Below are 21,829 nucleotides of genomic sequence, written 5' to 3'. Positions count from 1 at the left end.
TTAATGGATAAGAAACAGCATTTTAACCGGGTTCTCGAGATTAATCTTGCAATGGTATTTATCAGTACTTCGGGTACTTTAGGACGATATATTCAGATGTCACCTCCGCTTACCATTTTCTGGCGGGCATTTTTTGCAGCTATTTTTCTCTTTTTGTTCTGCAAATGGAAAAAGGTAAAACTATTTGAAGGGAGTAGTAAAGACCGCTTACCGGTTATTGCCGGAGGGATATTTTTAGGATTGCACTGGATCACTTTTTTTTATTCCCTTCAACTGTCCAATGTAGCCATAGGGATGTTATCTATTTTTACCTATCCCGTTTTTACTTCCTTCCTGGAACCGCTTTTATTAAAGACGAGATTTCAGAAGATCCACCTGCTGCTGGCACTGCTGGTCCTGATAGGTATATTCTTCCTGGTGCCTGAATTCGATTTTAGGAATAATTATACTTTGGCAGTAATTCTCGGACTTTTTTCGGCCCTGTGCTATGCTCTGCGAAATATTATCCTGAAGAAACGTATAGAATATCACCATGGAACAGCTCTGATGTGGTATCAACTGATCATCATATCCGTTCTGCTTTCTCCGGTACTTTTTATCTACGATCTTAGCCCGGTAACCGAACAATGGCCGGCACTGGTCACCTTATCGCTCTTAACCACAGCTATAGGGCATACGCTTTTCCTGATGAGCTTTAAACATTTTTCTATCACCACAGCCAGTATTATGAGCAGTGCCCAGCCTATTTACGGGATCTTACTCGGAATGCTCTTCCTGAAGGAATACCCGGATTGGACAACCATCATTGGAGGGGTACTTATTCTCTCTGCAGTGGTTATTGAAAGTATACGCTCGTATAAATGATCAGTTACAGGCGTCCCAGACAGGATCTGGTGGAGTAGGAGCCACGATACTGAGAGGTTCTTTTTTGACCGGATGGATAAAAGAGATCTTCCTAGCGTGTAAATGAATACCTCCGTCTTTGTTACTTCTGGCAAAACCATATTTCAGATCTCCTTTGATAGGTAGGCCGATGGCAGATAATTGCACCCGGATCTGATGATGCCTTCCGGTTTCCAGATCGATCTCCAGCAAAAAATAACGCTCTAGCTTTTTTAGAATATTGTAATGAAGAATGGCTTTTTTGCTTCCTTCCGTTTCCTTTTTGTAGGCTTTGGAAGTATTGTTTTTCGGATATCTTTTCAGCCAGTGCACCAGACTGTCTTTTTCCTTTGGAGGTTTGTCCTTTACCACTGCCCAATAGGTTTTACGGGCTTCTTTGGTACTAAAAAGCTTGTTGAGTCTGGGGAGTGCCTTGGACGTTTTTGCAAAAACAACTGCGCCGCTGGTTGGCCGGTCCAATCTGTGAACGACTCCCAGATAAACATTCCCCGGTTTATTGTATTTCTCCTTTAAATAAGCCTTCACTACCTCACTTAGCGGAGTGTCTCCGGTCTTATCACCTTGAACGATATCCCCAACTCTTTTGTTGATGATAATAAGGTGATTGTCCTCATATAATACCTGAAGATTATTTTTATTGGATCTGGACATATATTAGATCTGATGCGGGTTCGGTTCCCGCTTTAAAAGGATATGACTAACGGTTTAATATTGCTCCTCGTCACTTGGAAAATCAACAGATTTCACATCGGAGATATATTGTTTAAAAGCACTTGTCATATCATCATACAGCTGTAAATACCTTCTCAGGAAACGCGGATTAAATTCATGGGTCATTCCCAGCATATCGTGGGTAACCAAAACCTGTCCGTCAACCCCGTTCCCGGCACCAATTCCTATAACAGGTATGGTAAGGCTCTTTGCTACTTCGCCTGCCAGTTTAGCCGGAACTTTTTCCAGTACTACGGCAAAACACCCTGCTTTTTCCAGCATAAGAGCATCCTCCTTAAGCTTGGTTGCTTCCTCTTTTTCTTTGGCCCTTACAGTATAGGTCCCGAATTTATAAATGGATTGAGGAGTAAGTCCCAAATGCCCCATTACCGGGATCCCGGCGTTCAGGGTACGCTTGATAGATTCTTTGATCTCCTTTCCGCCTTCCATTTTTACAGCATGGGCTCCGGATTCCTTCATGATCCTGATAGCAGAACGAAGCGCCTCCTTAGGATCTGACTGATAACTTCCGAAAGGGATATCCACAACCACCAGCGCTCGTTTAATCGCTCTTATCACAGAAGAGGCGTGGTAGATCATCTGATCCAGAGTAATAGGAAGCGTGGTCTCATGCCCCGCCATTACGTTACTGGCAGAATCTCCTACCAGGATAACATCGATACCCGCTCCGTCTATGATCTTCGCCATTGTAAAATCGTAGGCTGTTAGCATGGAAATTTTTTCCCCGTTCTTTTTCATTTCTACCAGGGAATTGGTAGTGATCCTTTTATATTCTTTTTTAGCAACTGACATTCCTTGTAATTATTTGTTGTAAAAGTACTAAATTGTACTTTCAAATCAATTTAAGCTAAAATGAAATTCTGTACTTTATTATTTGCACTGCTTTTTTCTCTTACTATGAGCGCACAACAATCTGAGAAAGATGAGGTAAAAGCTACTGTAGAACGTTTCTTTGAAGGTTTCCATAAGGGAGACACCACAATAATTAAAGAAACTATTTCCGATAAGATAATTATGCAGACTGCATTCAGGAACCGGGAAGGTAAAGATGTCCTGAACAGCGACGACGCCAATAAATTTTTAAATGCCATTGCCACCCGCCCGGACGATCAGAAATGGGACGAGCGTTTATTGTCCTTTAATATTCAGGTAGATGGGAATATGGCCAATGCCTGGACTCCGTATGAATTCTGGTTTAACGGCCGGTTCAGCCATTGCGGGGTAAATTCCTTTCAGCTTTTTAAGGATAACGGAAGCTGGAAGATCATTTATCTGATCGATACGCGAAGAAGGCAGGGATGTAAGGAATGATCAGCAATCACTAATATGGACACCAACTGCGAGGCCGCCCTCTGAAGTTTCCTTGTATTTGGTGTTCATATCTTTTGCTGTTTCCCACATGGTGGCTATTACCTTGTCCAGCGGTACCTTGGCATGAGACGGATCGCTGTCTATGGCCAGTTCTGCTGCATTGATCGCTTTAATAGCTCCCATTGCATTTCTTTCTATACAAGGTATTTGTACCAGGCCTCCAATAGGATCGCAGGTAAGACCGAGATGGTGTTCCATCGCAATTTCACTTGCCATAAGCACTTGTTCATGGGTTCCGCCCAGTAATTCGGTCAGGGCTCCTGCTGCCATAGCTGAGGAAACACCTATTTCTGCCTGACAACCTCCCATAGCTGCCGAGATGGTAGCTCCTTTTTTGAAAAGACTTCCTATTTCACCTGCAACCAGCAGGAATTGTCGTATATGGTTAAAATCGGCCTGATGGTTTTCAATTACCATATAATACATCAGTACCGCAGGGATCACACCCGCACTTCCATTGGTAGGAGCTGTTACCACCCTTCCGAGGGAAGCGTTTACTTCGTTAACGGCAAGGGCAAAACAGCTTACCCATTTTAATATCTGCCTGAATTTAACCTCGGTTTTACGGATAGCCTGCAACCAGCTTTCCTGATCACTATAGCTTGCATCGGAAGCCTCCATTAGTTTTTTATGTGCATCAAAGGCCCTTCTTCTGACGTTCAGGCCTCCTGGCAGGGTACCTTCGCTATGACACCCGATATACATACATTCCAGCATGGTATCCCAGACGCGCTTAAGCTCTGCATCTATTTGTTCCGGCTCTCTTATCGATAATTCATTTTGCCATACGATCTCCGAGATCTTCTTTTGCTGATCGGAACAATAATCGATAAGCTCGGAAGCCAGATTGATTGGAAAAGGAAAGCACTGCTGGATTTTTAAGTTCTCTTCTGTTTTGGACAAATTCTCTTTTATAACAAAACCTCCGCCGATGGAGTAGTAGGTTTCGCTGATCTCTGTATTGTCTTTAAGCTGGGCGGTAAACTTTATTCCATTTGAGTGAAACGGAAGGAATTCCCGGTTAAAAACAATATGCTGATCCATATCGAAGTCTATCCCGAAAGAATCTCCGAAGAGAAGGGATCCGTTTTTCTTAACTTCTTCGATCAACCCGTGAATGGAGTCGACAGGAATGTATTCCGGATCGGTACCGCTAAGCCCGAGGATGACCGCATAATCTGTGGCATGACCCTTTCCGGTTAAGGATAAGGAACCGTACAGATCGACACGAACACTCTTAACCATATTAAACTGCTGGTTTTCCTTTAGTTCGGCAATCCATCTCTCTGCAGCTCTCCACGGTCCTAAAGTGTGCGAACTGGAGGGACCGACCCCAATTTTCAACATGTCAAAAACACTGATACATTCCATAGCTAATTTTTGAACTCAATAATGCGGTAAATTTACATTTTTCGTAAAAACAGGGGAATATTTTCGCGAATTTTTAATTTAACCGCAATAAAAAAAGACACAAAATCATAAAAGTGACATCCTGTCAGCAAATAAGAGTTGGCATAAAGATTGACATTGGATAGACACAATAAAAAAGAATTTTTCAACACATAATAAAAATAAACAATGAGTAAAATTATCGGAATTGATTTGGGTACTACAAATTCTTGTGTTTCCGTGATGGAAGGGAACGAGCCCGTAGTGATTCCAAACGCAGAAGGGAAAAGAACCACACCTTCGGTAATTGCCTTTGTAGAAGGAGGAGAAATAAAAGTAGGTGATCCTGCAAAAAGACAGGCGGTTACTAATCCTAATAAAACCATTTATTCGATCAAGCGTTTTATGGGGAATAAATTTTCTGAATCTCAGAAAGAAGCCGGAAGGGTTCCCTATACAGTAGTTAAAGGAGATAATGACACTCCAAGGGTTGATATAGAAGGACGTTTATATACGCCACAGGAATTATCGGCAATGATCCTTCAGAAAATGAAAAAGACTGCCGAAGATTATCTTGGACAAACTGTTTCTGAGGCTGTAATTACTGTTCCTGCATATTTTAATGATGCTCAGCGTCAGGCTACCAAAGAAGCCGGAGAGATCTCAGGACTAAAAGTACAGCGTATCATTAACGAACCTACCGCTGCTGCTTTGGCATACGGACTTGATAAAAAGAATTCAGATCAGAAAATAGTTGTTTTCGATTTTGGTGGTGGTACACATGACGTTTCTATCCTTGAACTTGGAGATGGAGTATTTGAAGTACTGGCTACAGACGGAGATACACACCTTGGTGGAGATGATGTAGATGAAAAGATCATCAACTGGCTGGCAGAAGAGTTCAAGTCAGAAGAGAATATGGATCTTCGCAGTGATGCTATGGCGTTACAGCGTTTAAAGGAAGCTGCTGAAAAAGCTAAGATCGAGCTTTCATCTTCTACACAAACAGAAATTAATTTACCTTATATAACAGCTACAGCTTCAGGACCAAAGCACCTTGTAAGGACTTTATCCAGAGCTAAGTTCGAGCAACTTATCGACGATCTTGTAAAAAGAACGATCGCACCTTGTTCTGCAGCTCTTAAGAATGCAGGACTATCTACCGGCGATATTGATGAGATCATCCTTGTAGGTGGTTCTACAAGAATCCCTGCCGTTCAGGAAGCCGTAGAGAAATTCTTCGGAAAAAAACCTTCAAAAGGGGTTAACCCTGATGAGGTAGTGGCAGTTGGTGCTGCAATCCAGGGTGGAGTTTTAACCGGAGATGTTAAAGACGTACTCTTACTGGATGTTACTCCGCTTTCTTTAGGAATAGAAACTATGGGCGGTGTATTGACCAAACTTATCGATGCCAATACCACGATCCCTACCAAGAAGTCGCAGGTATTCTCTACAGCAGCAGACAATCAGCCTTCTGTTGAGATCCACGTACTTCAGGGAGAGCGTCCTATGGCAGCAGATAACAAAACTATCGGACGTTTCCACCTTGATGGAATTCCACCTGCACCAAGGGGAGTACCACAGATTGAAGTAACTTTCGATATCGATGCCAACGGGATCATCAATGTTTCTGCCAAGGATAAAGGAACTAATAAAGAGCAGAACATCAGAATAGAAGCTTCTTCAGGGCTTACAGAGGAAGAGATCGAGAAAATGAAGAGAGAGGCAGAAGCTAATGCCGAAGCCGATAAGCAAGCTAAGGAGAAAGCAGATAAGATCAATGAAGCTGATGCTATGATCTTCCAGACAGAAAAACAACTTGGAGAATTCGGGGATAAATTATCTGAAGATAAGAAACAACCGATCCAGGATGCACTGGAAGAGCTTAAAAAGGCTTATGAGACGAAAGATGTTGATACGATCCAGCCTGCACTTGACAAGATCAATGAGGCCTGGAAAGTAGCTTCGGAAGAAATGTACAAGGCTCAGGCAGAGGCTCAGCAGAACGGAGCACCTGGTCAGGAAGCCGGAGGATCCGATGCTAAAGAAGGAGACGATGTTCAGGATGTTGATTTTGAAGAAGTAAAATAAACTTTCCCGACATTAAACATAAAAAACGCAGCTGTATCAGCTGCGTTTTTCTTTTTATTACAAATCTATTTACCCTAGCAAGCTGCAGAACACTCATGCTGTGCATTGGTCACACAAGCTCTGCGTTCTGTTGCCCCTCCGGTTATTTTGGATAGCATTAGTCTGGAAACCACTCTCTTATTAAGATGTAACTTTACAGAACTAAAATTCCTTTTTTTCATAGATACTGTTTTAAAAAATTAGAAGCACTGGATTCCCGGAGGGCATACCGAATGCGATTGTGGCTCACAAACAAGCCCTGTATTCGGAGGGCATCCCTGGGTAACGCATCCTTGTGTAGGAGGCGGACATCCTTGCGTCGGACATCCTACGGTCTGGTTTCCACAACCAAAATCAGTTGGGAAATCACATGGTTCTCCGGGTATGGTAGGACATCCGTCCCAGCTGGTTCCCGTTCCCCCGATTAGCTTATTCGCTTTAAATCCAGCAACAGTGGATTTCTTTAACGACAGCTTGTTTAAGTTTAACTGCTTTTTTTTCATTTTATTTAGTTTAATGGTTAATATTCAAGCATTGACAGTCCCGGATTTTCAGGACTTGCTTGTCGGGGGGATAACGGTGTATAAAATTATTTTTAATTCCCCTAAATCACAAAAAAATAGCAGAAGAAGAAACAGGCTTTAGTAGGAGAATATGTATGAAAATCCAGTATTTATGAACCTTTCTGACCGAAAACAGAATTTTTAATTATTGGCCATTCACTTTTCAGAATGCCAAAACAACAAGTATTTCTTCTGAAACCGTCGGTCATAATCACATTTTCCCGTAATATACCTTCTAATTTCCCGCCAATTTTTTCGACGGCCTTTCTCGAACGAAGATTTCTTTCGTCCACACGAAACTCAATTTTATGAAATTCAAGAACCTCAAATGCGTATTTCAGCATCAGGTATTTTACTTCCTTATTGAGTCCTGTGCCCTGAAATTTTTTTCCTATCCACGTCCATCCTATATGAAGAACTTTATTCACCGGATCTATAAGTCCGAAGCGGGTACATCCGGCATAACTTTCGGAACGCTTGTCATAAATTATAAAGGGCATGGTCTTTCCTGCCTTTTCCCCTTTTAAAGCTTCTGCTACATAAGCAAGGAATTTTTCAGGAGTCGAGATATCAGAAGGAGAGTACTGAATGAGTTTATCCTCGGCGGCAATCTCATTCAAATGCGTGTAGTTATCAATGGTTAAAGGGATTAACTTAACGATCTGATTTTCCAGGACAGGTGTCTGCATAACTAAACAAGTGAGTTGATAATTTCTTTTTTGATCTCATGAACGCCTTCAAAGCTAACAAATTCGTAAAGGCCCGGGAAAAGCTTTTCGAGCTTATCAGTTTCCTTCTCCACTCTTTCAGGATTGATATAAGGATCTCCCTTACCGTAAACATAACTTACGGGAATTTTGTGTTCCTGCATAAAATGAAAATCCCCTTCCTTCAATTCAACCGGGATCCCGCCCGAATGCAGAATGAGCTTATCACATAAGATCCTGCGACTGGCCAGCCAGCGGCAGATTATAGATACTCCCTGTGAATAGCCGAAGGCGATGAGTTTTGCCGAAGACGGAATGTTCTCCGCTTTGTATACGGCATCCATATAATTTAATACGTTAACGGTTTCCTGCAGTGTATTCTCCTTGGTCAGCCAGCTTGCACCCACATGTTTGAATTCCTGGGTCTGATAGTATTTTGAAGGAGCCTGAGGGGCTATAATATAATTTTCTTCGGCAGGTAACTCGTTAAAGTACCTTATAAAATAGCGACTCAAATACCCCATCCCGTGACATACAAGCCATACATTTTTGGTTTTCTCCGTGAGTTGATTCAGGGTAGAATAGGTGTTGATCGTAGAATATTCTATATTTTTTTCCTGTGTATCCATTATCCGTATAAAATGTAATGTTTTAAAACGTTTTTTTGAGAGTATAAAAGTAAATGAATCACTATTTTTACCAAAAGATTTTTGATGACTTTAGATAAAGCTAAAATACTGGAGCAATGTAATGCCATTTGCAAGGATACATTGATGGAAACGCTCCGGATTGAATATATAGACATAGGTGAAGATTATTTAACGGCCAAGATGCCGGTTACCTCCAGGGTACATCAACCCGACGGGGTTTTGCACGGAGGTGCCATGGTAGCTTTGGCTGAGAGTGTGGGAAGTGCTGCTTCCTATGTTTTCCTGAATACGGATGATTTTTATATCAGGGGGATAGAAATAGCAGCCAATCATGTTAAGAGTATAAAAGAAGGAGAGGTTTTTGCAAAAGCAAGCTTTCTCCACAAGGGGAGAACTACCCAACTATGGAGTATACGTATAACCGATAAGGAGGACAGGCTCATATCGATCGTTAAACTGACTACCATAGCAATTTCTAAAACGAAGTAGTGAATATGTCCGAGAAGGAGGTTTTTTACTGGAAGATAAGATCACATATAGGTTCCGGTTTACCATTTGTAATTTACAGCGAACCGGAAGATGAGAAAATAAAAGGGATCCTGCAGGAAGACAATGAGGTTATTTCGGTAAAGGATTTTACGGAATCCGGTTTTGTATTTGCACCTTTTAATACCAGGGAAGAAGAGGCTATTCTCCTTCGTACCGATATTCAGTTGCTTACCAAGTCGGAAAGAGGGAAAGACAATGCCCTGGAGGAATTCGATTCTATTTACGACAGCAACATTATCAGAAACCATAAAAAACTGGTCAGGCAGGGGATCAAAGCCATTAAAGAAAGCGAACTCGAAAAAGTTGTGCTATCGCGGGTGGAGCCTTTTCCGCTCGAAAAGAATGACCCCCTGGAGATCTTTAAGTTTTTACATAATACCTATCCCACGGCATTCGTTTATTTCTGGCATCACCCTAAGATCGGTACCTGGTTAGGTGCTACTCCCGAAACTCTGCTGAAAGTGGAGGAAGATAGTTTTTCTACCATGTCGCTAGCAGGGACCTTACCTTATAATGAAGATGAAGATGTGATCATGTGGGGAGAAAAAGAAAAAGAAGAACAGCAGATCGTTACGGACGCTATTGTATCCGGCCTTGACAAGATCCCTGGCCTGGGTAATATTTGTGTTTCTGAGATAGAAACTATTCAGGCGGGAGGTATCCTGCATTTAAAAAGCAATATTTCAGGATCTCTTGAAAAAGCTTCCTTAAAGAATATATTGTGCAGCCTGCATCCAACTCCGGCAGTTTGCGGATATCCGAGAGAAGAGGCGAGAAAATTTATTCTTGAGAACGAGAAGTATCACCGTTCTTTTTACACCGGTTACCTGGGAGAACTGAATATGCAGAACTCCGAAAAGAGTACTAATTTCACGCAGTTGTATGTAAACCTTCGCTGTATGCAGTTAAAGGAGCAAAAAGCCTGGATATACGTAGGAGGAGGGATTACCGCAGATAGTAATCCTAACCTGGAATGGGAAGAGACCGTAAACAAATCCCAGACCATGAAAAAAGTCTTGCTGAATATCATCTGATTTATAGAAAACTTTCTAAGTTTGTAGTTCTTAATCGATTTATGAAATATCCAGCCATTCCTCTTGCACAAAGTGTTATTCAATTGTGCAAACAATATAAGATAACACATATTGTAATATCTCCGGGTTCGCGAAATGCACCCCTGACCATGGGATTCTATGAGGACGATTTTTTCACCTGTTATAGTATTGTAGATGAGCGCTGTGCCGCTTTTTTTGCCATGGGAATTGCCCAGCAAACCAAAAGTACGGTGGCAGTGGTATGTACTTCCGGTTCGGCTTTGTTGAATTACTATCCGGCCGTATCCGAAGCTTTTTACAGTGATATTCCGCTGGCGGTCATCTCAGCAGACCGGCCTTCAGCCAAGATCGATATAGGGGATGGGCAGACCATTAGGCAACCCGGTGTTTTTTCCAATCATATCCTTTATACTGCCAGCCTGAATGAAGATCCTGCCAGGCAGCAGTGGAATGAAGAGGAGATCAATAAAGCTTTAGGAACCGCAGCTGTTTCTAAAGGCCCTGTGCATATAAATGTTCCTTTTGAAGAACCGCTTTATGAAACTACGGATAAACTGATCGTTCCTGCTAAAAGAACGGAGCTGGTCAAAAATGAAAACGATCAGGAACAGGATTTTTCAGACTTTATCAACTGTTGGAATGATTCGAAGAAGAAGATGGTTCTGGTAGGTGTAAACAGCCCTGACCAGATAGATCAGGATGTTGTAGACTGGTTAGGAAGCGATCCTTCGGTGGTGGTTTTTACAGAAACGACCTCCAATCTGCATCACCCTAATTTCTTCCCGGGGATCGACAAGATAATTGCTCCGATTGAGAAGATAGATGAAGAGATTAAAAAGCTTCAACCCGATATGCTGATCACTTTAGGGGGAATGATCGTTTCCAAAAAGATCAAAGCCTTCCTCAGAAAATACAAACCGGCCTGTCATATACATATAGATACCAAGAAAGCCTATGATACTTTCTTTTGCCTGAAGCAACATATCCGCTTAACTCCTGAAAATTTCTTCAGACAGCAAAAAGAAAAACTTAAAACTGTTGATAGTAATTATAGGGCAGAATGGTTAAAAGTACAGGAATTCAGAAGAGAGAGGCATAAACTGTACCTGGAACAGATCCCTTTTTCAGATCTGAGGGCTTATCATTTTGTGCTTAACAGTCTCCCCGATAATTATCAATTACAGTTAAGCAACAGTTCTACCGTACGATATACTCAGCTGTTCGACCTTAATAAGAGCCTTAAGGTATTTTGTAATAGAGGAACCAGCGGGATAGACGGAAGTACTTCTACAGCTATCGGTGCAGCGGTTATATCCGATACTCCAACAACGCTTATCAGTGGGGACCTAAGTTTCTTTTACGACAGTAATGCCCTTTGGAACAATTATATTCCGGAAGATTTCAGGATTATTGTATTTAACAATCAGGGTGGAGGTATTTTCAGGATCCTTCCCGGACCGAAGGGAACGGATAATTTCGATACCTATTTTGAAACAACACATCATTTAAACGCTAAATCACTTTGCGGGATGTACAATATTGAATACAGCTCGGCAAATGATGAAAATACCCTCACAGAAAAGCTAAAAGACTTTTATACACCCACTTCCAACCCTAAACTTTTGGAGGTTTTTACCCCCCGAGAAGTGAATGATCGTATTTTAATCGATTATTTTGGGTTTTTAAACGAAAATTTCCAGTAAGCACTTAGCGAATTCTTCTTTCCCTGACCCAGCTTCTATTTTTGGTCCTCAAGAAATTGATAATCAAAATAAGAACTAAAATTATGAGTAAAAGAGACGAATTAATAGCTAAATACGCTACCGATCTTGAGGAGAAGTGCGGACTTACTCCGGATATGGATCTGTTAACAAAAGTTACTGTAGGTCTTGGACCATCTATTTACAATGCCGATGCTTCTACGGTTTCAGGTTCTGATGAGAAGGAACTGGCAACGGTAAAGAATAATTTCCTTATTAATAAACTGGGTCTTGACAACGGAGCTGATCTTGATAAAGCTATTGCGGAAGCCATAGACACTTATGGTAAATCCAACAGAAACAAATACAGAGCAGTGGTGTACTACCTATTGGTAAAACACTTTAAAAAAGAGTCGGTTTATAATTAATAAATAAACGATTGATCAATAGGGGTTACGCGCCTGTTTCCGGAAGGAGGCAGGCGTCCTTTTTTCAGATCTTTACGATCTTCCACTTAATGGCCTCCCAGTTTTCGTGAAGGCTGGCTTTCCTTGTAGGTTGCAGGCGATAGTCATCCAGAAAGGTCCAGTCTATCTCTGCAGAAATACGATCTATAAGCTTTCGGGAAGTGGTATTCGGGTAAGCGATCCACAAAACAGAAGAATCCAATAGTCTGGGAAAGAGCGTCATCATCTGTCGTTCCAGTTGTTCTTTGGAGTCGATAAATACCAGGGCAAATTCTACACAGGAAGTCTTTACCAGAGATCTTATGATGGTAACTCCCTCCAGTTTTTTGAGGTCGATTGAAAGATCTTCCGGTTGATTGAGAATTATAATTTCATTCTGCTTATTTAAACGTAATTGTTTAACAATTAAACACATAGTTTTAAAGATACGAAAAAATGCCTTTTACTTCTCAAATTTTTCTTCCTGCTTTAACTACCTTTGCCAGCTAAGATCAGTTTATGATAAAAATAGGCGAGTACAACGAGTTGGAAATATTGAGGGATACGGATCCCGGACTCTTTCTGGGCGATGAGGATGGAAATGAGATCCTTCTTCCGAATAAATATGTTCCCGATCATTTTGAGATAGGCGATACCCTTGAGGTTTTTTGTTATCTCGATCATGAAGAACGCCCTGTGGCCACTACCTTAACACCACAGATCCAACTAAACGATTTTGCCTTGCTGAAAGCAGTTTCTGTAACTTCCATAGGAGCCTTTATGGATTGGGGGCTGGAGAAACACCTGTTTGTTCCGTTTAAAGAACAGGCATTGAGAATGGTAGAAGGAAAATGGTACCTGATCTACTGTTATATGGATGAAATGACAGATCGCCTGGTAGGTTCCAGTAAAACCAATCGTTTTATCAGCAACGAGGAGATCAGTGTGGAAAAGTTTGAAGAAGTAGATATTATCATCTCCAGGCATACCGAACTGGGAGAAGAAGTGATCATCAACAAAAAACACAAAGGCCTTATCTATAACGAAGACCTTTACAGAACCTATAGCCTGGGAGAGAAGTTGAAAGGTTATGTAAAGAAAGTACGTTCTGACAATAAAATAGATATCGTTACCCAGCAGATAGGATATAAGAATATAGAACCTTCTGCAGAAAAAGTCCTGGAAATACTAAAGGAGAACAAAGGTTTCCTGGCCTTACACGATAAAAGCCATCCGGAAGAGATAAAACGTATTCTGGAAATGAGCAAAAAGAGCTTTAAAAAAGCTATCGGCTCGCTCTACAAACAAAAGATGATCCTTATAAAGGAAGACGGTATTTACCTTAATTAGAACGGGGTACACAAAAGCCGTAACCTCCTGCTCCCGGAATATTATAAGGCCCGGCCTTTAATTCCTTGTATACCGTATTGATATTTTTGGGCTTTCTGCTAGTGTATACTTTAACCTTGGGAAGTTCTGTTTTAAAGCTTTGCGTGGCAAATTGCTGTTTGCTATAGGAAGCAGTAGCCATATTAACAGTGGTTTTCCTGTTTGCCGGTAATAAGCTGACCGATGAGGTTGATGTAACCGCATTAATCTTCAACCCGTTATTCTCAAGAGGCTTTGAGCGTTTAATATCCTGTGCATATATAGACACAGTCATCAGAAAGGCAATGGCAGATAAAAGATATTTCATAATCAGCTTTTTAGCCAAGATAAGCAATACGGGCCACATAAAATGTTAATTAACTTTTGATTAAGTCCAATCGCCCTATCTCAAACGTAATTTTATGGAAAAAGCGCAAAAAGCGTTTAAAAATATTTAAGAAGAGTTTTGTATATCTTATTTTTACGCAAAACTTAGAAAAATTATGAGTCAAGCCAACTGGAAAGTAGTTAAGGAGTACGAAGATATAACCTATAAAAAATCTAACGGAGTAGCGAGAATAGCATTTAACCGGCCTAATGTTCGGAATGCCTTTCGCCCTAAAACGGTGGGAGAACTTTTTGAAGCTTTTTTAGACGCCAGAGAAGACACCTCTATCGGGATTGTTTTACTTTCTGCAGAAGGCCCTTCTACCAAAGACGGGGTATATTCATTTTGTAGCGGAGGAGATCAGAATGCCAGAGGGCATCAGGGTTATGTAGATGACGATGGAATGCCCAGACTCAATATCCTGGAAGTTCAGAGACTTATTCGTTTTATGCCAAAAGTGGTTATTGCAGTAGTTCCCGGTTGGGCCGTAGGAGGCGGGCATAGCCTGCACGTGGTTTGCGACCTTACCCTAGCCAGTAAGGAACACGCGATCTTTAAACAGACCGATGCCGATGTAACCAGTTTTGACGGAGGTTACGGTTCTGCTTACCTTGCCAAGATGGTAGGGCAGAAAAGAGCGAGAGAGATCTTCTTTTTAGGAAGGAATTATTCGGCTCAGGATGCCTATGAAATGGGAATGGTAAATGCCGTAATTCCTCATAACGAACTGGAAGACACCGCTTATGAATGGGCACAGGAAATCCTTGAAAAGTCACCTACTTCCATTAAAATGCTTAAGTTTGCATTTAATGCCACCGATGATGGCATGGTGGGACAACAGGTTTTTGCCGGAGAAGCAACGCGATTGGCGTACATGACAGATGAAGCGAAAGAAGGACGAAATGCCTTCCTTGAAAAGAGAAAACCCGATTTTAAAAATATTAAATGGATCCCCTAAATTGATGTTCAAATGCCGTTTATAGAAGAGGATAACTTACTGGACCTATACAAAAAGATCGACAAATCCGAAGCTAATAACCTAAGGCTTCAGGATCAGATATTCTACAAGAACAAAGAACTTTCCAAGAATGTAAAGCAACGAAATGTTTTTGGTGTTGTTGGTTTGATATGTATAGTGGCATGTGCCATCATAATTTCCTTTTCTCTCGGGGTAAAGAACACAGTGGATAAATTAAAAGCTACCAGCGAAGACAAGGTAGTGGTTCCTATAGACAGTCTCGAATCCTTGAAGAACAGCGTAAGAGTGCTGGAGGAAAAGAATGAGCAACTCAATGCGGTACGCGACTTTTACCTGGCCAGGAATTTACTGGACGGGCAAAAGATATTTGCGGTTCAGATCAGTGCTATAGAACAAAGTCATTTATCCTTACTTCCCTTGTCTCTCAGCAATATGCAATTGGTTAGGAACAACGGTTTCTTTTCTTTTTCGCTGGGGATCTTCGAAACCTTACAGGAAGCCCAGAACTTCAGATATGAACTGGTTAAACTGGGTTTTGAAGATGTCTTTGTAGTTTCCTATAAAGAAGGCAAACGAATCCAAATAGAAGAACCTTACTAGAATGACAAAAACAAAGGCCTGGTTATCTGCGGCCAGATTGAGAACACTTCCGCTTTCGGTTTCCGGAATTATCGTAGGTGCCGGACTGGCACATTCCAAAGGGCAGTTCGATACCCTTATATTCGTACTTGCTATCCTGACGACCATCGGTTTTCAGGTACTCTCTAATTTTGCTAATGATTACGGCGACGGAGTAAAAGGAACCGACAATGAAGAAAGGGTAGGACCGGAAAGAGCGATACAAAGTGGTGCCATACAACCCCGGGAAATGAAGAAGGGGATGATCATTACTACCGTAATCACTTTAATTATTGCCGGGCTGCTTATTTACACAGCTTTCGGAAAGGAGAATTTGTGGTATACCCTGATCTTTTTGTTACTGGGTATAGCTTCTATCGCGGCAGCTATTAAATATACGGTAGGGAAATCTGCATATGGATATCACGGTTTCGGAGATATTTTTGTTTTTGTTTTTTTTGGCCTGCTCAGTGTTACGGGTTCATATTTCCTTTTTACAAAAGAACTGAATGCCCTGATCTTCTTACCGGCAATTACGGTTGGCCTGCTCAGCGTGGCAGTACTCAACCTGAATAATATGAGGGACAGGGAAAGTGATGCCAGATCCGGAAAGAATACCCTGGTGGTTAAAATGGGCGAGAAGTTCGCGAGAATATATCACTTTAGTCTGATCATTCTGGCTATGGCAGCTACCGTGGTTTATACCATTAGAGCAGGGGAGGGTACACTGCTTGGCTTTGTATATATGCTGGCATATATTCCCTTAATTATCCATTTGCTGAAGCTCAGCAGAACAAAAGATCTGAAGACCCTGGATCCCGAATTAAAAAAAATAGCCCTAAGTACCTTCTTATTTGCTATTCTCTTTTTATTTAGTTGATATTTTTCGTAGTTTTATTTACAAATCTAATACACCATCCATTTTGAACGACGCTATCAAAATTTTAATTGTTGAGGACAATGTTATAATAGCTGATGATATGCAAACTATGTTGGAAGACATAGGTTATGATATTGTCGGTAATGTAATTGATTTTGAGCAGGCTACGGCCGTTTTAAAGGATAATAAGGTCGATCTGGTTTTGATCGATATCATTCTTGCTTCCGATAAAACCGGAATAGATCTCGGGCAACATATCAGAGACAACTACAATATCCCTTTTATTTTTGTTACTTCCAATTCAGATCGGGCTACGGTAGAGATTGCCAAGAAGGTAAAACCAAACGGATATCTGGTTAAGCCCTTCGAGCAGGAAGATCTTTATACGTCCATAGAGATTGCGTTGTCTAATTTTGATTATGGCGGGTCCGGTGCCACAGAGGAAAAAACCGAAAAGGTAGAATTGAATGTTGATGATTCAGACAGGAAGAATGTCTCCAATGCGGTTTTAAAGGATTCTATATTTGTTAAGAAAAACAATCTTTACTACAGGGTACAGTACGATGACATTCATTTTATAAAGGCTGATAATGTTTATCTGGAGATCAATACAGCCGATAAAAAATTCCTCGTAAGATCTGCTTTAAAGGATTATCTGGAGAAATTACCTTCCAACTACTTTTACAGGGCACATAAATCCTATATCATTAATCTTACTCATATTCAGGCGGTTAACAGCAAAGATATCATGATTAAGGACGAATTGATCCCGATTTCTAAGGAATTTAGGGAATTTATCTTGTCCAGTTTAAACTCTTAAACGGATATAAACATCATTTCGACGGCTTTTCACCACAATTTGAGGAGTATTCACAACAATATTTTTATTTTCTCTATTTGACTCTATACATTTACATTGTATTTGTTGAGAGACAAATCTTAGATAAAGGTCCCAAATGTTATTATTATAGATATGAATAGCAGAAAAGAGCCTTAAGCGTTAAACCTTAAGGCTCTTTTTTTATTTGCCTTATTCCTGTTTCCTTCCTTAATTCCAATGATCAATTAACAATTAGCAATGACCAATTACCAATGATCAATTAACCTCTAGAAGACATTTGTTTAGGTCATTACGAGGAGCTAAGCGACGAAGCCTGCCTACCGGCAGGTAGGTAATCTTTCAATATCATGATGAGATCGCTTCACTGCGTTCGCGATGATATCATTTGTAACAACCAAATTCCACCTCTCGACTGCGCTCGAGATGACAAATTCCAATTAACAGTATTCAATTAGCAATTAACAATGATCAATTAACCTCGAAGTGACATACTTCTCATCCCGATAGCTATCGGGACTCAATACTTTGTACTCACTACTATACACCAACAACCAACAACCACCAACGTACACCGCCCGCGTGCCGCCATAGCTCCAGCGGAGGCGCAAACTTTAGTGAAGGTGTAACAACCAAATTCCACCTCTCGACTGCGCTCGAGATGACAAATTCCAATGACCAATTAACAATTACCAATGATCAATTAACCTCGAAGTGACACACTTCTCATCCCGATAGCTATCGGGACTCAATACTTTGTACTCACTACTATATACCAACAACTATCAACCAACAACCAACAACCAACAACAACCAACAACCAACGTACACCGAAACTTTAGTGAAGGTGTAACAACTAACCCCTTAAATTTCAACTAAATAGCTTTTCACAACAACTATTCAGGCTTACACAACAAAAATTTAGAGAAAGTATATATGCTTTGTACATTTATATTGTTAACGTGAAATTATTTTTTTTAATAGTGTTATTTATTCCCAGATCTCATTTTGTTATTTAATGTTTGAAACGAGCTCCGCAAATCCTTCGGAGCTCGTTTTTTTTCACGCCTTTCCTATCGAATAAAATCCATAAAAAACACCATATAGACGGGAATTGTAATTTGACAACGCTTTTCGGTGTTTATACAACAAAATTTTTGCTACAGGCCAAAGAGGTGGTATGTTTGAAGTGTCAAAATGGCAATATTGTTTGATAGTGAAAATCCCAAATCTAACTTACTATCTGTATAATATTAAACGAAAGTCCGGACTCCTACTTATCCGGACTTTTTTTATGCCCGATGATGTCGAAAAAAGGCAAAAAAACAGCCTCATATATTCAAAATGAAATTTGACAACAACTTTGGGTCATTACACAACAAAAATTTTAAATAAATGAAAAGAGATGGTATGTTTGAAGTGTCAAAATGGTAATATTGTTTGATAGTACAAATCCCAAATCTAGTAGCTATCTATTTAATATCAAATGAGTCTCGATCACCTACTTATCGAGACTCATTTTTTTTATACTGACTAATCGCTCAGGCCTGTAACGATAAGGGATTGTTAAAATACTCTTAAAAGCAGGTTCGCAACAAAAATGCTGTATTACACAACAAAAATTTAACATTAATTTATAAAAGATTTATGTTTACAGCCGATATGGATAAATAACGTCCTGACCGGAAATTTGAACGATGCGGTTTTTGATTTTTTAAAATGTTGAGAACTATTATTTGCCGGGATACAATATTAATATCAGACACGTTATTTTAAATATCGTTTTAGATTTTGATCATATGCTTAAGATATATAAAAAGCTAATACTGATTTTCATGAATTTCATGATTGTTCTCAGTTGTTTTTCGCAGGAAAACAACGAGAGCACTGATGCATTTTTGAGATTTCAGCAGGCTAGTAGCATAGATAAAAGATTTGAGATCTTTTTCGATAACGATAACAGATATATTTATAATTCTGCCTTTAAATGGCTCGATAAAGTATCTGAATATCTTACCGTTGCAGAAAATGCAAAAGATGCTGTCCAGATCTATCAGTATAAGACCATTCTTTCTCAGATCCAGATAGACCTCGGCGACTACAAAAAAGGGGCGTTAATAGCAGAAAAATTATATAAGGACAGTAAAAAACTGGACATGCCTGTTCGTAAGCAGCTTTTACGCATTATGGATGAGGCTTATGGCGAACTTCGATTGTTTGAAAAACAACTGGAAGTGCGAACCGAAATGAAGAAGAACGGAGATCGCGTGATCTTGTATGATATATACTCAAACCTGGGACTTCACAGACAGGCAATGATGGATTATATTATAGAGGCAGAATCCAAAATAGATGAGAATGATCTCTATGCCAATGCAGAACACAACAACAACCTGGGTACCTACCTGAGAAGGGACGGTTCTATTTATACCGCCAAGAAAAAACTGGACACGGCACTTACCTATATAGATGCGTATTTAAATGATACAAGCCGGAACCTGACTGCTAAGCAATTCAGGGATGCTGTTTTCCTGAAAGGGGCTATTCAGGGGAACCTGGGAAAATGTGATATTGCCCTCGGAAATTACGAGAGCGCCATTCCGTTACTGGAAGCCGGTGTTTCCTCCAGTAAAGAATATGATAAAGGTAAATATTCGGGAAAGGTCATCGATATGTGGACCGACCTGGCAAACAGCCACCTTCAGCTGGGCAATCCTTTTGTTGCAAAATCATACCTCGACAGTATTTCCGCTACGAGTCGTATTACTAATATCGTTGATTTTAATTACCTCCTTGCCGAATATTACCTGAGAGTGGACGAGGCAGACTCTGCTTCCCACCATTATAAGGAATATATCAGATTTAAGGATTCTGTAAACGATAACAGTACAAAAAAAGAATTATTGGGGCTATTGGTAAGCTTCGATCTGGAAAACCAGAAAGCTACCATACAAAAACAACGTCAGGATATAGAAAAGACAAAGGCGCAGATACTGCAGAGAGATCGTAAGATCAATTATAGTATCTACGCGCTGGCATTCCTGCTGATCGGCCTTGGAGCCGTAGCCTTTGCATATTTTAAAAGTGTAAAGAACAAACGTCTTATTGAGGATCAGAACAAGATCATTGAGGCTTCCCTGGTAGAAAAGGATTCCCTCCTTAAGGAAATTCACCACAGGGTAAAAAACAACCTGCAAATGGTATCGAGCTTGCTGAGCATGCAAACCAAGAATACCAGAAGTAAAGAAGCTATAGAAGCCCTGGAAGAAGGAAAGAGCAGGGTAAAGGCTATGGCACTGATCCATCAGAAGCTATATCAAAACGAAGGTCTGTCAGTGATAGAAATGCAGGGATATGTAGAATCTCTGGTAAACAGTATTCAATCGGTTTATAAGAAAGGCGGGCACGATGTAAATATCAATATAGATGCCGAAGGAGCCGAACTTGATATAGACAGGGCTATTCCTATTGGTCTGATCCTGAACGAACTGGTTTCTAATTCCTTCAAATACGCATTCCCGAATAAGGAAAGCGGGCAGATCTACATAAACATCAGAATGAACGGAGAGGAAGGCTTCTTTGAATACCAGGACAATGGTAAAGGACTTCCCGACGATCTTGAAGAGAGAAGTAATAATTCGATGGGTGTAAAGCTGATACAACGCCTGGTTAATCAGCTGAGATCAAACCTTAACATAGATAATAGTGTAGAAGGCGCTCGTTTCTGGTTTAATTTTAAATAAGTTACCTTACCTCACTTTACTCCTTATAACCAACCTGTGGAGCATTCTGGGGAAAAAACGTTTAAGGTAAATACCTGCCACCTCTTTTTTTCCTATATATGCTTCGTATTTTTTCCGCTCCATAGCACGGATCATCTTTTGGGCAAAACGGGATACTTCCAGGCCGTTTTCTGTAGCCTCATCATTAGTATTCTGACGATTCCCGTCGCCGGTTAAGGCATTAAATGCAATACGGGTCTGAACGAAGCCCGGACAGATAAGGGTAACTGCTATCCCGTCTTTCTCATGTTCCATTCTAAGTACGTCAAAAAAACCATGGAGCGCATGCTTGGCCCCGCAATAACCTGACCGGTAGGGAGAACCGAATTTCCCCATAAGACTGGTAACCGTAACAAAATGACCCGCTTTTCTTTCCACAAAATGAGGGAGCAGGGCCTTGGTAAGGGCTACGGTTCCGAGGTAATCTGTTTCTATGAGCTTCCGGTCCACGGAAAAATCGGTTTCGGCAATAAGCGAACGCTGGCTGATCCCTCCGTTATGGACCATAATATCTATCCCGTTAAAAAGAGCAATAGCTTCCTTTACATAAGCCTCCATCTTGTCAAACTCAAGAAGATCGAGAGGGAGTACTTCTGTATTTTCGGGATGTTTGCATTGCTGCTTTACCCGGTTCAGTTCTTCTTTCCTTCGGGCCGAAAGAATGAGTTTGCATCCTCTTTCCGACAGGGCATAGGCCAGTCCTTCTCCTATCCCGCTGGAGGCCCCGGTTATCCAAATAGTTTTACCTTCTATCTTTTTCAATGAGTTAATTTTTTTGTCA

At 40.7% G+C, this 21,829-nt stretch carries 23 protein-coding genes; 13 read left to right on the top strand and 10 right to left on the bottom strand.

All coding sequences use genetic code 11. From position 1 onward, the window contains the following. The first annotated feature begins 3 nt into the window (after positions 1-3). Entirely contained in the window at positions 4-864 is an 861-nt protein-coding gene (locus GWK08_RS10645; protein WP_239524899.1) for a DMT family transporter, read from the top strand. Here the strand turns inward: GWK08_RS10645 and GWK08_RS10640 are convergent, their stop codons facing one another. Together GWK08_RS10640 and panB are read right to left on the bottom strand one after the other, a co-directional pair. Beyond that, positions 865-1,554, bottom strand: coding sequence for an RluA family pseudouridine synthase (locus GWK08_RS10640; RefSeq protein ID WP_163607118.1), 690 nt, complete (start codon positions 1,552-1,554; stop codon positions 865-867). It abuts the gene before it with no gap. A gap of 54 nt (positions 1,555-1,608) precedes the next feature. Further along, on the bottom strand, positions 1,609-2,427 hold the full coding sequence (gene panB, locus GWK08_RS10635) for a 3-methyl-2-oxobutanoate hydroxymethyltransferase (RefSeq protein ID WP_163607117.1): 819 nt from the start codon (positions 2,425-2,427) through the stop codon (positions 1,609-1,611). 60 nt (positions 2,428-2,487) lie between these two features. On the opposite strand from panB, the gene GWK08_RS10630 reads away from it, so the two are divergent. Beyond that, positions 2,488-2,946, top strand: coding sequence for a nuclear transport factor 2 family protein (locus tag GWK08_RS10630; protein WP_163607116.1), 459 nt, complete (start codon positions 2,488-2,490; stop codon positions 2,944-2,946). Here GWK08_RS10630 and GWK08_RS10625 read toward each other — a convergent pair whose 3' ends face one another. Continuing rightward, on the bottom strand, positions 2,947-4,377 hold the full coding sequence (locus GWK08_RS10625) for an L-serine ammonia-lyase (protein WP_163607115.1): 1,431 nt from the start codon (positions 4,375-4,377) through the stop codon (positions 2,947-2,949). Between the two features lie 207 nt (positions 4,378-4,584). On the opposite strand from GWK08_RS10625, the gene dnaK reads away from it, so the two are divergent. After that, positions 4,585-6,486: a molecular chaperone DnaK gene (gene dnaK / locus GWK08_RS10620; protein WP_163607114.1), complete on the top strand. Its 1,902-nt coding sequence runs from the start codon at positions 4,585-4,587 to the stop codon at positions 6,484-6,486. Positions 6,487-6,560: 74 nt separating this feature from the next. Here dnaK and GWK08_RS10615 read toward each other — a convergent pair whose 3' ends face one another. The 4 genes from GWK08_RS10615 to GWK08_RS10600 form a co-directional block, all read right to left on the bottom strand. Next, a complete protein-coding gene (locus GWK08_RS10615) occupies positions 6,561-6,707 on the bottom strand; it encodes a hypothetical protein (protein ID WP_163607112.1) in 147 nt (48 codons plus the stop codon). Positions 6,708-6,725: 18 nt separating this feature from the next. Then, complete coding sequence (locus GWK08_RS10610) at positions 6,726-7,028, bottom strand: hypothetical protein (protein WP_163607111.1); 303 nt, start codon at positions 7,026-7,028, stop codon at positions 6,726-6,728. A gap of 170 nt (positions 7,029-7,198) precedes the next feature. Next, the gene (locus GWK08_RS10605; protein WP_163607110.1) at positions 7,199-7,777 is read right to left on the bottom strand and encodes a GNAT family N-acetyltransferase; all 579 of its coding nucleotides are present in this window, start codon (positions 7,775-7,777) and stop codon (positions 7,199-7,201) included. Between the two features lie 2 nt (positions 7,778-7,779). Beyond that, the gene (locus GWK08_RS10600; RefSeq protein WP_163607109.1) at positions 7,780-8,424 is read right to left on the bottom strand and encodes an alpha/beta hydrolase; all 645 of its coding nucleotides are present in this window, start codon (positions 8,422-8,424) and stop codon (positions 7,780-7,782) included. An 84-nt stretch (positions 8,425-8,508) separates the two neighbouring features. Here GWK08_RS10600 and GWK08_RS10595 point away from each other — a divergent pair, with 84 nt between their 5' ends. From GWK08_RS10595 to GWK08_RS10580, 4 genes are all read left to right on the top strand, one after another. Next, complete coding sequence (locus tag GWK08_RS10595) at positions 8,509-8,934, top strand: PaaI family thioesterase (protein ID WP_163607108.1); 426 nt, start codon at positions 8,509-8,511, stop codon at positions 8,932-8,934. 5 nt (positions 8,935-8,939) lie between these two features. Next, the gene (locus GWK08_RS10590) at positions 8,940-10,028 is read left to right on the top strand and encodes a chorismate-binding protein (RefSeq protein ID WP_163607107.1); all 1,089 of its coding nucleotides are present in this window, start codon (positions 8,940-8,942) and stop codon (positions 10,026-10,028) included. Between the two features lie 41 nt (positions 10,029-10,069). Beyond that, positions 10,070-11,752, top strand: coding sequence for a 2-succinyl-5-enolpyruvyl-6-hydroxy-3-cyclohexene-1-carboxylic-acid synthase (menD, locus tag GWK08_RS10585; RefSeq protein ID WP_163607106.1), 1,683 nt, complete (start codon positions 10,070-10,072; stop codon positions 11,750-11,752). Between the two features lie 83 nt (positions 11,753-11,835). Then, positions 11,836-12,177, top strand: a complete 342-nt coding sequence (locus tag GWK08_RS10580) for a DUF2853 family protein (RefSeq protein ID WP_163607104.1) — start codon at positions 11,836-11,838, stop codon at positions 12,175-12,177. A 64-nt stretch (positions 12,178-12,241) separates the two neighbouring features. Here the strand turns inward: GWK08_RS10580 and GWK08_RS10575 are convergent, their stop codons facing one another. After that, positions 12,242-12,631 (bottom strand): hypothetical protein, encoded by a 390-nt coding sequence (locus tag GWK08_RS10575; protein WP_163607102.1) that lies wholly within the window; start codon positions 12,629-12,631, stop codon positions 12,242-12,244. Positions 12,632-12,714: 83 nt separating this feature from the next. Between GWK08_RS10575 and GWK08_RS10570 the strand changes: the two genes are divergently transcribed. Further along, positions 12,715-13,545, top strand: coding sequence for a CvfB family protein (locus GWK08_RS10570; RefSeq protein WP_163607100.1), 831 nt, complete (start codon positions 12,715-12,717; stop codon positions 13,543-13,545). Here the strand turns inward: GWK08_RS10570 and GWK08_RS10565 are convergent. Next, positions 13,538-13,891, bottom strand: coding sequence for a hypothetical protein (locus tag GWK08_RS10565; RefSeq protein ID WP_163607098.1), 354 nt, complete (start codon positions 13,889-13,891; stop codon positions 13,538-13,540). The two genes, GWK08_RS10570 and GWK08_RS10565, sit on opposite strands and share 8 nt — an antisense overlap. A gap of 175 nt (positions 13,892-14,066) precedes the next feature. On the opposite strand from GWK08_RS10565, the gene GWK08_RS10560 reads away from it, so the two are divergent. From GWK08_RS10560 to GWK08_RS10540, 5 genes are all read left to right on the top strand, one after another. After that, complete coding sequence (locus GWK08_RS10560; protein ID WP_163607096.1) at positions 14,067-14,909, top strand: 1,4-dihydroxy-2-naphthoyl-CoA synthase; 843 nt, start codon at positions 14,067-14,069, stop codon at positions 14,907-14,909. Positions 14,910-14,921: 12 nt separating this feature from the next. Then, complete coding sequence (locus GWK08_RS10555) at positions 14,922-15,530, top strand: SPOR domain-containing protein (protein WP_163607094.1); 609 nt, start codon at positions 14,922-14,924, stop codon at positions 15,528-15,530. Position 15,531: 1 nt separating this feature from the next. Further along, positions 15,532-16,428, top strand: coding sequence for a 1,4-dihydroxy-2-naphthoate polyprenyltransferase (locus GWK08_RS10550; protein ID WP_163607092.1), 897 nt, complete (start codon positions 15,532-15,534; stop codon positions 16,426-16,428). Positions 16,429-16,471: 43 nt separating this feature from the next. Continuing rightward, a complete protein-coding gene (locus GWK08_RS10545) occupies positions 16,472-17,248 on the top strand; it encodes a LytR/AlgR family response regulator transcription factor (protein WP_163607090.1) in 777 nt (258 codons plus the stop codon). A 1,853-nt stretch (positions 17,249-19,101) separates the two neighbouring features. Next, complete coding sequence (locus GWK08_RS10540; RefSeq protein ID WP_239524898.1) at positions 19,102-21,009, top strand: histidine kinase dimerization/phosphoacceptor domain -containing protein; 1,908 nt, start codon at positions 19,102-19,104, stop codon at positions 21,007-21,009. Positions 21,010-21,015: 6 nt separating this feature from the next. Here GWK08_RS10540 and GWK08_RS10535 read toward each other — a convergent pair whose 3' ends face one another. Next, positions 21,016-21,810, bottom strand: a complete 795-nt coding sequence (locus GWK08_RS10535) for an SDR family oxidoreductase (RefSeq protein WP_163607086.1) — start codon at positions 21,808-21,810, stop codon at positions 21,016-21,018. Between the last annotated feature and the right edge of the window lie 19 nt (positions 21,811-21,829).

It is taken from the genome of Leptobacterium flavescens (assembly GCF_010671605.1).
GTDB classification, from domain to species: domain Bacteria; phylum Bacteroidota; class Bacteroidia; order Flavobacteriales; family Flavobacteriaceae; genus Leptobacterium; species Leptobacterium flavescens.
This window is presented reverse-complemented; position numbering and strand designations above follow the sequence as displayed.